Below are 14,676 nucleotides of genomic sequence, written 5' to 3' on the forward strand. Positions count from 1 at the left end.
TCAGGCGTCCGCGCCGCCGAAGCGTTCGGACCATTCCGCGACCTGGGCGTCCTCGATCTTGGCGAACAACACGCCCTGAGCCTCGACCTTGCCGCCGACCGGCAGACGGTTCAGCAGATCCTCGTCGGCGCCGGGCCAGCTCAGGTCGTCCACCCCAACCGACGCCGCGATCTTGGGCGCGGTGAAGGGCAGGATCGGCGCGGCCAGACGCGCGAACAGGGCGACGAGATTCAGACCTGTCCGCACCCCGACCGCCGCGCGGTCGCGATCGGTCTTCAGCGCCGTCCAGGGCGCCGCGACCTGTAGGTACTCGTTGCCCAGCACCCAGGCGGCGCGGATGGCGACGGCGGCCTTTCTGAACTCCATCGCCTCCAGCTGTTCGGTCGCCTCGGCGACGGCGGCCTTGATGTCGGCCTCCAGCTGGATTTCGACCGGTCCGGCCTCGCCGCCTTCGGGCACCACGCCGTCGAACTTAGATTCCGCGAACTTGACGATGCGGTTGACGAAATTGCCCAGCACATCGGCCAGGTCCTTGTTGGTCGAGGCCTGGAAATCCTCCCAGGTGAAGGCCGAATCCGCGTGCTCGGGCCCATAGGCCGTCAAGCGCCAGCGCCAGTAGTCGGCCGGCAGCAGCTCCAGCGCCTGATCCATGAAAACGCCGCGCTTCTGGCTGGTGGAGAACTTGCCCCCGTACCAATTCAGCCAGTTGAAGGCCTTCAGCTGATCCACCGTCTTCCACGGCTCGCCCGAGCCGATGATGGTCGCGGGGAAGCTGACGGTGTGGAAGGCCACGTTGTCCTTGCCCATGAATTGGACATAGCGAACGTCCTCAGCCCCCTCGTCCAGACGCCACCAGTCACGCCACGACCCGCCCGTCGCTTCGGCCCATTCCTCGGTCGCGGCGATATATTCGATGGGGGCGTCGAACCAGACGTAGAAGACCTTGTCCTCCATGCCCGGGCGGGGGAAACCGTCCTTCGTCACCGGCACGCCCCAAGCCAGGTCGCGGGTGATGCCCCGGTCGATCAGCCCCTCGTCCAGATGCTTGTAGGCGATGGACTTGGCCAGCTGTTGCCAGCCGGTCTTGCCATCGACCCAGGCGCGGATTTCCGGCTCGATCTTGGTCTGGAGCAGATAGAGGTGACGCGTGTCGCGCACCTCCAGGTTCTTGGAGCCCGACACCGACGAATAGGGATCGATCAGGTCGGTCGGATCCAGCAGGCGTCCGCAGTTGTCGCACTGGTCTCCGCGCGCCCCCACATGGCCGCAGTGCGGGCAGGTGCCCTCGACATAGCGGTCGGGCAGGAAGCGGGCGTCGTCGATCGAATAGATCATCCGGTCGACCCGTTCCTCGATCAGGCCGTTCTTCTCCAGTTGCGCAGCAAAATGCTGGGTCAGGCGATGGTTCTGCGGGTTCGACGACCGGCCGAACCAGTCGTAACTGAGGCCGAACGCTTGGCCCGCCGCCTTCTGGATCTCGTGCTGCTCGTCGCAATAGGTCCGCACGTCCTGGCCGGCGGCGGCGGCGGCCAGCTCGGCCGGGGTGCCGTGCTCATCGGTGGCGCAGATATAGAGGACCTCATGACCCTGGGCCCGCTTGAACCGCGCCCAGACGTCGGCCGGCAACATCGAGCCCGCCAGATTCCCCAGGTGCTTGATGCCGTTAATGTAGGGCAGCGCCGAGGTGATGAGGATGCGGGCCATGATCGTCCAGGTGTTCGGGGAAGCGCAGGGATATAGAGCGGCGGCGCGGTTTCCTCAAACGCCTTGCGGCAGACGGCGCGCAATACGGATGAAACGCCCGGTCAGCAGGGTCGAGGACGCCAGGCTGGCGATCACCACCGCCCAGACCAGGCCGTTGACGCCCATTTGGTGCGCCAGCACCCAGCCAAGCGGCATCATCACCGCGCCGTAGGCCGCGAAATGCATGATGGTGGGCCACCAGACGTCGCCTGCCGCGCGGTTGGCCTGGGCCGCCACGACCTGAATGCCGTCCGCCACAAAGAACAGCGTCGCCAGCACCAGGGCCGGCGCCGCGATGGCCAGCAGGGCCGGATCGCGATTATAGGCGCCGACGATCAGATGGGCGCTGGGCCAGACCAGCAGGGCGACCACCAATGTCAGGGCCGTCACGACGCCCAGCCCCACCAGCCCGGCGCGCATCACCCCTCGCCCGTCGCCGGCGCCATAGCTGCGGCCCACCAGCACCGCCGTCGCCGACGACAGCCCCATCGGCAGCATGAAGACAATGGCCGAGACGTTCAGCACCACCGCCCAGGCCGCGGTCTCGGCCGTGCCGATCTGACCGGCGAAGAAGGTGAAGCCCGAAAAGGCCCCGACCTCGATGAAATAGGAAGCCCCGGCGCCCAGGCCGACCTTGACCTGTTCGCGCGCGGCCTCGGGATCGCGCTCGGGCTTGTCGAAGATGCCCAGCGCCCGCGCCTCGGGCAGACGCAGGATGTAGATCACCAGGAAGATCGCCAGCGCCGCCCGCGCCCCGAACGTCGCCCAGGCCGAGGCGAAGGCGCCGTCGAAGCCGAAGCCCAGAAGGTCCGGCACCAGCACGATGTTCAGCGCCAGATTGACCCCGTTCGCCACCCACATGGCGACCATGCCGGGCTTGGGCCGGCCCAGAGCCTCCAGGAAGAACTGGCCCGTCACCGAGATCAGATAGAAGGGCATGGACAGGGCGAAGACCACCAAGGCAGGCCCAGCGCGCTCCGCCAGACCGTCCTCCAGCCCCAGCTGGCCCAGCCCCCACGGGCCGATGGCGATCAGGGCGATCATCGACACCACGCCGATCTGCAACGAATAGGTCAGGCCGCGACGCAGCACCGAGCCGACCGCGTGCCGACGCCCCTCGCCCAGCATCCGCGCCGTCATCACCTGGACGCCCAGCATCAGGCCCACCGCCGTCGTCACCACGATCGACGTCGGCGCCCAGGCCAACGAATGGAACGCCAGTTCCTGGCTGGAATAATTGCCTACCACGATGGCGTCGGTCAGCCCCATGGTCATGATGCCGATGCGCGCCAGAATCACCGGCCATGCCAGGTTCAGCAGGTCGCGGAAGGCGGTACGGGTCTGGGGGCTGAGCGCGATCATCGGACGCGGCACAGGCCACGCCGACCCGCCGGGGTCAACTCCCAAAAACTTTGAGAGCTTGGCCTACCAGGCGCCCAATTCACGAAGTTGACGCACCAGTTCCTCCGGGGCCTCGCCGGCGTCGAGGTCGGTCAGATCGACCGGCGCATCCTTGGCCTCGAAGTAGCGCCAGCCCTGGAAGGGACGCCGGGCCATGGGCGCGGTGCGTATGACCTTGGGTTCGAGCGTGATCTCACAGCGGCTCTGCTTGCCCTCGCCCAAGGTGGTGATGTCCAGCACCGGTTGGCGACAGACGATCGTCCCCTTCACCACCCAATAAAGCGAGCCGCCGTCCTCGATCTCGGTCGCCCGTTTCGGCGTCATGCGCGTGTGGACGACGAGCGGTCCGCCCTTGGCGGCGCGGGCCTCCAGCCATTCGACGTCCGGCACCCCGACGCCCAGCTTGATCATGTGAAGCGGCATGGCGCCCACGTAGTGCCAGTCAGGCGCATTAGCCAGATTCTTAATGAACAGCCCGCTAGGGATGGTAGCGCGCTCTCCCCTCCCGGCGCAGCCAGAGACCAGTATGTACGGATTGATTACCCGGCTGTCGGCCCATCCTGGTCGTCGCGACGAACTTGGGCTGTGCCTGATGGACCCGAACATGAGGCGTCCAGGCTGTCACAGCTACGTGGTGGCGCACGATCCGAATGACGCCGACACCCTGTGGGTCACCGAGGTGTGGATGAGCAAGGCGACGCACGACGCCTGGTCGGCCAGCATCCGCGAGACAGGCGTCATGCGACCCGCCTTGGCTCTGATAGCCACCTTTGGCGACACCGTCTTCACCCGCCCTATCGGCGGCGTGGGGCTTTAGTTCGCCTTCACCACTGCGAGCACGGCCGCCTCGACGACCTGATCGCCAAGAGACGCGACGCTTTCCACCACGCCGTCGAACGGCGCGGTCAGGGCGTGTTCCATCTTCATGGCTTCCAGCACCACGACCGGCTGTCCCTTGGCGACGGCGTCGCCGGCCTTGACCGGCGTCGCGACGACCTTGCCAGGCATGGGCGCGCGCAGCGAACCGTCCGACACCGCGCCCGCGCCTGAGCCCACAGCGGCGCGATAGGGCGTGACGCGACGCGCCTCGCCATCGACGAACAGGACGAAACCGTCGTCGATCGTCTGATAGCCGAACAGGCGATCCCCGGCCTGAACCTGGTCGAACCCGACATGGGCCAGGTCGCCCTGCGAACCGCGCCAGCCCGTTTCGACCGGCGTCACCGCAGCGGACACGCCCTGACCATCGACGTGGGCCCAGACGGTCGTCTGCGACGGCGCATTCAGGCGCACGCCGTAGGACAGGCCCGGCTGGCCGCCCCAGGGGCTGAACCGGTCCGAACGCGCCTCGACCGCATCCGCCGCCGCTTCCGCAATCAGGGTCAGGGCCGCCAGCGTTGCTTCGTCGGACGGCTGCGGCTGCAACGCCGCCTCCTCCGCCGCGATGAAGCCCGTGTCCACGTCGCCGGCGACGAAGCGTGGGTGCTCCAGGCAGCGTTTCAGGAAGCCGGCGTTGGCCTTGACTGGCCAGACCTCGACCTCGCCCGCCGCCTCGGCCAGCCGCGCAGCCGCCGCCTCGCGCGTGTCCTCATGCACGATCAGCTTGGCGATCATCGGATCGTAGAACTGGCTGACCTCGCCGCCCTGCTCCACGCCGGTATCGACGCGGATGCCCCCCTGTCCTTGGGCGGGCATGACGAAATGCTCCAGCTTGCCGATGGAGGGCAGGAAGCCGTTGGCCGGATCCTCGGCATACAGCCGCGCCTCCATGGCCCAGCCGTTCAGCTGGATCTGATCCTGCTTCAGGGGGATCCGCTCACCCGCCGCGACGCGGAACTGCCATTCGACCAGATCGACGCCCGTCACGCTCTCGGTCACGGGATGCTCGACCTGCAGCCGGGTGTTCATCTCCATGAACCAGACGCCGTCCGCCTTCAGCCCGTCCGAGGCGTCGGCGATGAACTCAATCGTGCCGGCCCCGACGTAGTTGACCGCCCGGGCCGCCTTGATCGCAGCCCCGGTGACGGCGGCGCGCACAGCCTCGCTCATGCCCGGCGCGGGCGCCTCTTCGATCACCTTCTGGTGGCGGCGTTGCAGCGAACAGTCGCGCTCATAAAGGTGGACGACCTCGCCGTGCTTGTCGCCGAACACCTGCACCTCGATGTGGCGGGGGCGGGTGATGTAGCGTTCGATCAGAACCCGGTCGTCGCCGAAGGCCGCAGCCCCTTCCCGCTTGGCGCTGGCCAGACCGGCGGCGAAATCGGCCGGATCATCGACCCGTTTCATCCCCTTGCCGCCGCCGCCCGCGACCGCCTTGATCAGCACCGGATAGCCGATCCGGGCCGCCTCGGCCGTCAGGGTTTCCTCCGACTGGTCCGCGCCCTGATAGCCCGGCGTCACCGGCACCCCGGCCTGGATCATCAGCGCCTTGGCCGCGTCCTTCAGGCCCATGGCGCGAATCGAGGACGGGTCCGGCCCGATCCAGATCAGGCCCGCCGCCGCGACGGCCTCGGCGAAGTCGGCGTTCTCGCTCAGGAATCCATATCCAGGGTGGATGGCCTCGGCCCCCGTCGCCTTGGCCGCCGCCAGCACCTTGGCGCCGTCCAGATAGGATTCGCGCGCCGCCGCCGGGCCGATCAGCACCGCCTCGTCGGCCTCGCGCACATGCAGGGCGTCGGCGTCCGCCTCGGAATAGACGGCGATGGTGCGAATCCCCATCCGCTTGGCGGTGCGGAAGACACGGCAGGCGATTTCGCCGCGATTGGCGACAAGGACGGACTTGAACATGAAGCGGTCTTAGCCGGATCGTGCGCATCAGGCGAGAGGCAGAGCACGACCCTTCTCACGCGACGCGGCAGGCGTTAAGCCCCTTCCATGTCCCTGCGCCCCCTCTTCGTCACCCAGGTCTATGAAGCCTCCCTCGCCGCCGGCCGCGGCTGGCCCGACTTCAACGACCAGCTGATCGACGTCATCCGGATGATGGCCGAGGAGGACGAGGCCGGACGCCGGTGGTGCAAGGCCAACGCCTATCGCGGCTACACCTCCTACGGATCACTGAACGACCTGCCCCAACGCTTCCCGGAGTTCGCCGAGCTGAAGCGCCATCTGGATCGCCACGCCGTCGCCTACGCCAAGGCGCTGAACTTCGACCTGGCGCGCAAACCCCGCCTCGACAATCTGTGGGTCAACATCCTGAAGCCCGGGGGCGGTCATACGGGCCACATCCACCCGCACGCCTTCCTGTCGGGCACCGTCTATATCGACGTGCCTGACGGCGCCTCATCGCTGAAGCTGGAAGACCCCCGCCTGCCCTTCATGATGGCCCGCCCGTCGGTGACGGAAGACGCGACCGAGGCCGAGCGGCCGTTCGTCTATCTGCAGCCTCAGGCAGGCACGGTGCTGATGTGGGAAAGCTGGCTGCGGCACGAGGTGCCGACCAACCTGGCCAAGGCCGACCGGATTTCGATCAGCTTCAACTACGCCTGAAGTCGACCGCCGTTTCCGGCTGCCGATCAGCGCATTCAAACCGTCCAGCTGGCCTTGCGCTTTTCCAGGAAGGCGGCGACGCCCTCGCGGCCTTCGTCCGACACGCGGGCGCGGGCGATGCGTTTGGCGGTTTCATCCATCAGACCGTTGTCGATCTTGTGGTGCGCGATGTCGTTGACCAGACGTTTGGCCTCGCCCATCGCGCCCGGCGCATTGTTGGTCAGGCTGTCGCTCAGCATCGAGATGAACTCGTCCACCGATCCCTCGGGCAGCACGAGGTCGATCAGGCCGGCATGGGCGGCGTAGTCGGCGTCGAAGGCGTTGGCGGTCAGGAACAACTGGCGTGCGCGGCGCGCGCCGACGGCCTCGATCACATAGGGGGCGATGGTCGCCGGGATCAGACCCAGCTTGACTTCGGAGAAGGCGAAGCGCGCGCCCTCGACCGCGACGGCCATGTCGCAGGCGGCGACGATGCCCGCTCCGCCGCCCATGGCGTTGCCCTCGACCACCGCCACCGTCAGGGCGGGGATGTCGTGCAGAGCCTTCAGCATTTTCGCCAGGCCCATGGCGTCGTCGCGGTTGTCGCTCTCGGACCAGCCGGCGGCGTCGCGCATCCAGTTCAGATCGGCCCCGGCGCTGAAGGTGCCGCCCGCCCCCCGAATGAAGACGGCCCGCACCCGGTCCGCGCCATGCAGCGTTTCGAACGCCTCATGCAGGGCCGCGATGGTCGCGGCGTCAAAGGCGTTCTTCTTGGCCGGCCGGTTGATGGTCACGAAGACCACGCCGTCGGTGGTCGAATCGATCTGCACCAGATCATCGTCGGCGTCCGGCGCGGCATCGGGCACCAGCGGTTGGGCGATACTGTTGATCTCGGCCGCCTCGGCGTCGGTGACATCCAGGGCGTTGAGGTCGGCTTCGGTCGGTTTGTCGGTCATTTTCGCTCACTCAATCTCTTGGACAGAATAGGTAACTGCCCCATCCGTCGCTTTGATCAAACCACGTCGAAGTATTTCATCCCGCCCCATTTTGAGCAGATCGACATCGTCGACGGCCTGTCCAAAATCCAGCTCATTGGTTGAGAGAGTCGCCAAGACCATCCCATCAGGGCTTCTTCCAACGATAGCTCTACGCATCGTAATCACATCCTGAACAGGCCGAACGTCGTTTCCGGGATCGGGGCGTTCAGGCTGGCGCTGATGGCCAGGCCCAGCACATCGCGGGTCTGGGCCGGGTCGATGACGCCGTCGTCCCACAGGCGGGCGGTGGCGTAATAGGGATTGCCCTCGTCCTCATACTTCTGACGGATCGGCGCCTTGAAGGCCTCGGCGTCGTCTGCGCTCCAGGTCTCGGCTTCGCGGTGCACGGTCGCCAAGACACTGGCGGCCTGCTCGCCGCCCATGACCCCGATCCGGCTGTTGGGCCAGGTGAACAGGAAGCGCGGCGAATAGGCCCGGCCGCACATGCCATAGTTCCCCGCGCCGAAACTGCCGCCGATCAGGACGGTGAACTTGGGCACCTCGGCCGAGGCGACGGCCGTCACCAGCTTGGCGCCGTCCTTGGCGATGCCGCCCGCCTCATATTTGCCGCCGACCATGAAGCCACTGATGTTCTGCAGGAACAGCAGCGGAATCTTGCGCTTGCAGGCCAGTTCGATAAAGTGCGCGCCCTTCTGGGCGCTTTCGGAAAAGATGACGCCGTTGTTGGCCAGGATGGCGACCGGATAGCCCCAGATGCGCGCGAACCCGCACACCAGGGTCGAGCCGTACAGGCTCTTGAACTCGTCGAACTCCGACCCGTCCACCAGCCGGGCGATGACCTCGCGCACATCATAGGGGGCGCGGACGTCTTCCGGGATCAGGCCGTACAGCTCCTCTGCGTCAAAGGCCGGCGCGCGCGGTTCGCGCACATCCATCTCGACGGCCTTGGTCGTGTTCAGGTTGGCGACGATGGAGCGCACGATCTCCAGCGCGTGCTCATCGTTCTCGGCGACATGATCGACCACGCCCGAGCGACGACCGTGGGTCTCCGCCCCGCCCAGCTCCTCCGCCGAGATGACCTCGCCTGTCGCCGCCTTCACCAACGGCGGCCCGGCCAGGAATATGGCGCCCTGGTTCCTGACGATGATCGTCTCGTCCGACATGGCCGGCACATAGGCCCCGCCGGCGGTGGACAGGCCCATGACGCAGGCGATCTGGGCGATGCCCTTGGCGCTCATCCGGGCCTGGTTGAAGAAGATGCGGCCGAAATGGTCGCGGTCGGGAAACACCTCGGCCTGGTGCGGCAGATTGGCTCCGCCGCTATCGACCAGATAGACGCACGGCAGGCGGTTCTGCTCGGCAATCTCCTGGGCGCGCAGGTGCTTCTTCACCGTCATGGGGAAATAGGCGCCGCCCTTCACCGTCGGATCGTTGCAGACGATCATGACCTCGCGGCCCGACACCCGACCGATCCCGGCGATGACGCCCGCCGCCGGGGCCTCGCCGTCATACATGTCGTGCGCGGCCAGTTGCCCGATCTCCAGGAAGGGCGAGCCGGGATCCAGCAGGCGCTCGACGCGGTCGCGCGGCAACAGCTTACCGCGAGCGACGTGACGCTCGCGCGACTTGTCGGACCCGCCGCGCGCGGCCTTGGCCACATGGTCGCGCAACTCGGCGACCAGGGCGCTGTTGTGCGCGTGTAGGGACTTGTATTTTTGGCTTTGCGGATCGACCGCGGACGTCAGCTTCGGCATGGGGCTGGTTTAGGCGGGGTCGAGGGGCGCCACAAGCGTCTGCCGCCATCCTTGCTTCCTCGCCCCTTTTCGCCTATAGGCCCCGCCTTTCCAGGGCTTCGGTCCTGTCGCGGAGCACCAAAGGGTTGGACGTTCGGTCCGGCCGCCGCGCCAGGAGCCATCGTGGAGACCGACTTACCCGGTTGTTTCCGCGCCGACGCCCACAAGGGAGACTACCGCATGGCTCTTTACGAGCACACGGTCATGACGCGCCAGGATATCTCGGCGCAACAGGCCGAAGCGCTGAATGACACCATCAAGGATCTGATCGTCGCCGGTGGCGGCTCGGTCGCCAAGATCGAATACTGGGGTCTGCGCAACCTGACCTACCGCGTGAAGAAGAACCGCAAGGCTCACTATTCGCTGCTGGCCGTCGACGCCCCTCCGGCCGCCATGGCCGAAGTCGAGCGTCAGCTGTCGATCAACGAAGACGTGCTGCGCTGGTTGACCGTCCGCGTCGAGGAACTCGACCTGGAACTGTCGCCGCTGCTGGCCCGCCGCGAGCGTGAACGCGAGCGTGAGCGCGAGCGCACCCCGCGCGACGACGCCGCCGACGCCGAATAAGGAACCCGGAACATGACCGATACCACCGCCCCGACCCCGGGCGCACCGGCGGGCTCCGGCGCCGCCGGCCGCCGCCCCTTCTATCGTCGCCGCAAGGTCTGCCCGTTCTCGGGCGCCAATGCGCCGAAGATCGACTACAAGGACGTCAAGCTGCTGCAGCGTTACGTCTCCGAACGCGGCAAGATCGTGCCTTCGCGCATCACCGCCGTCTCCCAGAAGAAGCAGCGTGAACTGGCCAAGGCCATCAAGCGCGCTCGCTATCTGGCCCTCCTGCCTTACGTGGTGAAGTGAGATGAAGGTCGTTCTGCTTGAACGCGTCGAGAATCTCGGCGCCATCGGCGACGTCGTGTCCGTCAAGGACGGCTTCGCCCGTAACTTCCTTCTGCCGCGCGACAAGGCCCGCCGGGCCACCGCCGCCAACCTGAAGGCGTTCGAACTCGACCGCGCCGCCATCGAGCAGCGCAACGAGAAGAACAAGGCCGACGCACAGAAGGTCGCCGACAAGATCGACGGCCAGACCTACGTCATGATCCGTCAGGCCGGTGAAACCGGTCACCTGTACGGTTCGGTCGCCGGTCGCGACGTCGCCGAGGCCATCCAGGCCGAAGGCGGCAAGGTCGAGCGCTCGCAGGTCGTCCTGAACACGGCGATCAAGAGCCTGGGCGTCCACGAAGTGCCGGTTCGCCTGCACGCCGAGGTCCGCGCCACGGTCAAGATCAACATCGCCCGCTCGATGGACGAGGCCGAGCGCCAAGCCAAGGGCGAGGACGTGATCCGCAGCCAGTTCGACGATGAGCGCCAGGCCGCCGAGCAATCGGCCCAGGAACTGATCGAAGGCGGCGCCGGTCAACAAGAAGGCTTCGGCGACGAAGCCTGATCCGACCGGATCCCAAACGACATCAAGGGCGTGTCTCGCAAGGGACGCGCCCTTTTTGGTGCGCGGGAGGCGATCGCCAAATGCACGGCTGACGAATCCGTAGATTTTCTATAGGCCCAAGACAGAAAACGTGGCGGCGGCGCGCGATTGACCCGCCGCATCTCTGCCCTGATATCGCCATGACCGATGGGCCTCTCCGCCCTGCGGTCGGAGATGGTGATAATGACATTGTCAGGGCCAGTGGCTGTTCGGCGCGTCGTCGCGCGATGTTGCGGCTGAGACCGCACACCATACCCAATCCAAGCCGACCATAAAAAGCCCGTCGCGGTAAGCGGCGGCGACGCGCGCTCGCGCCAAAAGCAGACTTTAGGAAATCTCTCAATGCGCTCTCTTTCTCAACGGGCCGCCGCACCGGCACTGCTCGCCACCGTCTCGACCTTCGCACTGCTGAGCGCCGCCCCGGCCTTTGCTCAAAGCGCCGAACCCGTCGCCGATGAAGCGGCGCAGGTGGACGACATTGTCGTGACCGGCACGCGGGTCCAGAACCGGTCGCGCCTCGACACCCTGGCGCCCGTCGATGTCGTGACGTCCGAGGCGTTGCAGACGCGCGGCACGACGGAGTTCGCCACGGCCCTGGCCCAGGCCGTGCCGTCGCTGACCTTCCAGCGGCCGTCGGCCAACGATGGCTCGGACTCGATCCGCCCGATCACCCTGCGCGGCCTGTCGCCGGACCAGACGCTGGTGCTGGTCAACGGCACGCGTCGCCATGCGTCGGCCCTGGTCAACGTCAACGGCGTGGTGGGGCGCGGGTCGGCCGCCGTCGACTTGAACACCATTCCGACCGGCGCTCTGGACCGGGTGGAGGTGCTGCGTGACGGCGCCTCGGCCCAGTATGGCTCGGACGCCATCGCCGGCGTGGTGAACCTGCGCCTGAAGGAGGCCTCCAGCGGCGGCGGCGCCAGCGTGACCTACGGCCAGTATTTCACCACGGTGAAGACCGCGCGCGGCGAACGCGACGAGACCGACGGCGGCACCGTCACGGCCTCGGCCTGGCAAGGGTTCTCGCTGGGCGACGACGGCTTTCTGACCCTGTCGGCGGAGTATCTGAACCGCGAGTCGACCAATCGCTCGGACTATGATCCCCGCGCGGCGGCGAACGGAGCGATCACCGCCCGCTTCGGCGACCCGGATGTGGAGCAGTGGACTGTCTTCGCCAACGCCGGCAAGGGCCTGGGCAACGGTTGGGAGGCCTATGGCTGGGCTGGCTATCAGGACCGCGACAGCGAAGGCGCCGCCTTCCCTCGCCTGTCCGACAACGTCAACAATGTCGCCTCGATCTACCCGAACGGCTTCCTGCCGAAGGTCGCCATCAACTCCAAGGACGCCTCGCTAGCCGGCGGCCTGCGCGGCGAACTGGCGGGCTGGAATACGGACATCAGCCTGACCTATGGCCGCAACGCCCTGGACTTCCGCACCGAGGATTCGCTGAACTCGACCTATGGCGCGGCTTCCCCGACCAGCTTCGATTCCGGCAGCCTGATCTATGACCAGTTGGTGCTGGGCGCCGACTTCAGCCGTGAGTTCGAGGTCGGTCTGTCCAGCGGCCCGCTGAACTTCGCCTGGGGCCTGGAGCAGCGCTGGGAAAACTACAAGATCGAGGCCGGCCAGCCCGAGAGCTACAACCGCGGGCCGTTGGGCGCCAACACCGCCCTGACCGGCGGCGCCCAGGGCTTCGTCGGCTTCCAGCCCTCGAACGCCGTCGATGTCGATCGCGACAACTTCGCCGCCTATGCCGACATTGAAATCCCCCTGACCGACAAGCTGCGCGTCGAGGGCGCCGTGCGGTTCGAGGACTATTCCGACTTCGGCGACACACAGACGGGCAAGCTGTCGGCCCGCTATGACTTCACCCCCAGCTTCGCCCTGCGCGGTTCGGTCTCGACCGCCTTCCGCGCGCCGTCATTGCAGCAGTCGTATTTCACCTCCACCGCCTCGGTGATCCAGAACGGCGCCGTCGTCGAAACCGGCACCTTCCCGGCCACTAGCGCGGTCGCGACGGCTCTTGGCGCGCGTCCGCTGAAGGCTGAGACCTCGACCAACTATTCGGTCGGCGCGGTGGTGCGACTGGGCCGGTTCGACCTGACCGTCGACGCCTACAAGATCGACATCGACGATCAGATCGTTCTGTCAGAGCTGATCAACCGGACGTTCTCGGGCCAGGTCGCCGGCCTGCTGGATCCGCAAGGCGTCCAGGCCGCGCGCTTCTTCCTGAACGGCGTCTCGACCTCGACCGAAGGCGTGGACATCGTTGGACGCTATCGCCTGCCGACCGATACGCTCGGCGATTTCGATTTCACCGTCGCGGCCAACTTCAACGATGTGTCGGTCAACCGCGTGCCGACGTCGTCCTCGGTGCTGAACCCGGTCCCGACCCTGTTCGCGCGCCAACGCATTCTGACCATCGAAGACGGCACGCCCGACACCAAGGTTTCGGCGTCGGCGGACTGGAGCCGAGACAAGTGGGGCGCCACGGTTCGCGCTACCTACTATGGCGACGTGCTGCAACCTGGATCGACGGCGGCGAACGACTATAGCACCGGGGCCAAGACGGTCGTGGATCTGGAAGGCCGGTTCCAGTTGACCGAGCGCGTGGGCGTGGCGATCGGCGTGGACAATGTGTTCGACGAATATCCGGACTTCGTCCCGGCGTCGCTGAACTCCAACGGCGTTCTGGGCTTCCCCTACTATTCGCCCTTCGGTTTCAACGGTCGTTACGGCTTTGCGCGCCTCAGCCTGAAGTGGTGAGGTCGGGCTGATCGCCGGCCAGGCAGGGGCGCTCTTCGGAGCGCCCTTTTCCTTGTTTGCATTACGAAACCTTCAGCTTGACCGTTCTGCTTCGCCCCAGTTGCGACACATATCGCCGTTCAATCTGAGCGCTGCCAGAGGGGGCTTTGGAGGGGACCAGATGAAGACCAGATTGATCGCAACCGGCGTCCTGGCGCTGTCGCTTTTCGCCGGCGCCGCCAGCGCCATGACGGTTCAGGAATTCCTGACCACCGCCAACGCCATTCCTCAGAACCCCACCGCTCTCCTGCGCTCGGACACCCGCCGTCTGATGGCCGAGTTCCGGGGCGCCGTTCGCACCGTCCGCGCCGAACAGAGCCAGGCCAAGGCGGCCGGCCGTCAGCCTGCGACCTGCATGCCCGACAAGGTCAGCGTCTCGCCCAACGCCATCCTGAGCCGTTTCAACGCTATTCCGCAGAGCCGTCGCAATATCAGCGTGACACAGGCCCTCCGCGAATGGATGGCGCACGACTATCCGTGCGCCTGACCACCGATGGTCCGACCCAATGGCATCGGCCGCTCGGTGGCGATATTCGCGTGCGGCAGCCTGCTGTTGATCTGCGGGGTCATCGGGCTTGGCCTATTGGCTCCGGGCGACGGTGTCGTTCCTGACGCAATGGATCGCCTTTCCCCGCTCGTCCTGGCCGCGATTGGTTTTGCCGTGATGACCGTAGAGGCGGCCGTCTTCACGCTGCTCCCGACGGAACTTTCTCGGCGGTTCTTCAAGTCAGTCTGGCCCGGCCTGGCGCTCGGCGGCGGCGCCTATATCGTGGGCATCCATTGGGACAACGGCTGGCTCGGCTTAGCGACGTCGGCCTGGATCTGGATGGTCGTGACGACGGCGTATCTGCTGGATCGGCGTCGATCCCTGCTTCGTGCGAGCATTCAAGCCGTCGGGTTGAAATGGGTCTTCTGGAGCTTTGCGCTGACCAGTCTTGTGTCGGCCGCTTGACGCGCGCCGATTGAGGAATTCCGGTTCGTCCCCAAGGCG

General features: G+C 66.5%; 14 protein-coding genes. 8 read left to right on the forward strand and 6 right to left on the reverse strand.

The window, feature by feature from the left end; translation table 11 throughout:
- The 3 genes from metG to DT343_RS06675 are packed head-to-tail and all read right to left on the reverse strand — an operon-like array spanning position 1 to position 3,567.
- The gene (gene metG, locus DT343_RS06665; RefSeq protein ID WP_112862216.1) at positions 1-1,704 is read right to left on the reverse strand and encodes a methionine--tRNA ligase; all 1,704 of its coding nucleotides are present in this window, start codon (positions 1,702-1,704) and stop codon (positions 1-3) included.
- A gap of 54 nt (positions 1,705-1,758) precedes the next feature.
- Positions 1,759-3,117: an MATE family efflux transporter gene (locus DT343_RS06670; RefSeq protein ID WP_258522512.1), complete on the reverse strand. Its 1,359-nt coding sequence runs from the start codon at positions 3,115-3,117 to the stop codon at positions 1,759-1,761.
- 51 nt (positions 3,118-3,168) lie between these two features.
- On the reverse strand, positions 3,169-3,567 hold the full coding sequence (locus DT343_RS06675) for a DUF1489 family protein (RefSeq protein ID WP_181669133.1): 399 nt from the start codon (positions 3,565-3,567) through the stop codon (positions 3,169-3,171).
- Between the two features lie 103 nt (positions 3,568-3,670).
- Between DT343_RS06675 and DT343_RS06680 the strand changes: the two genes are divergently transcribed.
- Complete coding sequence (locus tag DT343_RS06680; protein WP_112862218.1) at positions 3,671-3,961, forward strand: putative quinol monooxygenase; 291 nt, start codon at positions 3,671-3,673, stop codon at positions 3,959-3,961.
- Here DT343_RS06680 and DT343_RS06685 read toward each other — a convergent pair.
- Positions 3,958-5,931 carry an acetyl/propionyl/methylcrotonyl-CoA carboxylase subunit alpha gene (locus DT343_RS06685; RefSeq protein ID WP_112862219.1) on the reverse strand — a complete coding sequence of 658 codons (1,974 nt, stop codon included), beginning with the start codon at positions 5,929-5,931 and terminating at the stop codon, positions 3,958-3,960. The genes DT343_RS06680 and DT343_RS06685 overlap by 4 nt on opposite strands.
- An 87-nt stretch (positions 5,932-6,018) precedes the next feature.
- On the opposite strand from DT343_RS06685, the gene DT343_RS06690 reads away from it, so the two are divergent.
- Complete coding sequence (locus DT343_RS06690; RefSeq protein ID WP_017506585.1) at positions 6,019-6,630, forward strand: TIGR02466 family protein; 612 nt, start codon at positions 6,019-6,021, stop codon at positions 6,628-6,630.
- 35 nt (positions 6,631-6,665) lie between these two features.
- Here DT343_RS06690 and DT343_RS06695 read toward each other — a convergent pair whose 3' ends face one another.
- Together DT343_RS06695 and DT343_RS06700 are read right to left on the reverse strand one after the other, a co-directional pair.
- Positions 6,666-7,565, reverse strand: a complete 900-nt coding sequence (locus DT343_RS06695; RefSeq protein ID WP_112862220.1) for an enoyl-CoA hydratase-related protein — start codon at positions 7,563-7,565, stop codon at positions 6,666-6,668.
- A 203-nt stretch (positions 7,566-7,768) separates the two neighbouring features.
- The gene (locus DT343_RS06700) at positions 7,769-9,361 is read right to left on the reverse strand and encodes a carboxyl transferase domain-containing protein (RefSeq protein ID WP_112862221.1); all 1,593 of its coding nucleotides are present in this window, start codon (positions 9,359-9,361) and stop codon (positions 7,769-7,771) included.
- Positions 9,362-9,580: 219 nt separating this feature from the next.
- Here DT343_RS06700 and rpsF point away from each other — a divergent pair, with 219 nt between their 5' ends.
- The 6 genes from rpsF to DT343_RS06730 all read left to right on the forward strand — a co-directional run bounded on the left by rpsF (position 9,581) and on the right by DT343_RS06730 (position 14,637).
- On the forward strand, positions 9,581-9,964 hold the full coding sequence (rpsF, locus tag DT343_RS06705) for a 30S ribosomal protein S6 (protein WP_112862222.1): 384 nt from the start codon (positions 9,581-9,583) through the stop codon (positions 9,962-9,964).
- Between the two features lie 12 nt (positions 9,965-9,976).
- On the forward strand, positions 9,977-10,255 hold the full coding sequence (gene rpsR, locus DT343_RS06710; protein ID WP_008259463.1) for a 30S ribosomal protein S18: 279 nt from the start codon (positions 9,977-9,979) through the stop codon (positions 10,253-10,255).
- Position 10,256: 1 nt separating this feature from the next.
- Complete coding sequence (gene rplI / locus DT343_RS06715) at positions 10,257-10,841, forward strand: 50S ribosomal protein L9 (RefSeq protein WP_055754943.1); 585 nt, start codon at positions 10,257-10,259, stop codon at positions 10,839-10,841.
- 381 nt (positions 10,842-11,222) lie between these two features.
- On the forward strand, positions 11,223-13,646 hold the full coding sequence (locus tag DT343_RS06720) for a TonB-dependent receptor plug domain-containing protein (protein ID WP_112862223.1): 2,424 nt from the start codon (positions 11,223-11,225) through the stop codon (positions 13,644-13,646).
- 160 nt (positions 13,647-13,806) lie between these two features.
- Positions 13,807-14,172 (forward strand): hypothetical protein, encoded by a 366-nt coding sequence (locus DT343_RS06725; RefSeq protein WP_112862224.1) that lies wholly within the window; start codon positions 13,807-13,809, stop codon positions 14,170-14,172.
- Between the two features lie 6 nt (positions 14,173-14,178).
- Entirely contained in the window at positions 14,179-14,637 is a 459-nt protein-coding gene (locus tag DT343_RS06730; RefSeq protein WP_112862225.1) for a hypothetical protein, read from the forward strand.
- Positions 14,638-14,676 lie beyond the last annotated feature (39 nt).

The sequence above is a fragment of the Brevundimonas vesicularis genome (assembly GCF_900445985.1).
GTDB classification, from domain to species: domain Bacteria; phylum Pseudomonadota; class Alphaproteobacteria; order Caulobacterales; family Caulobacteraceae; genus Brevundimonas; species Brevundimonas vesicularis_D.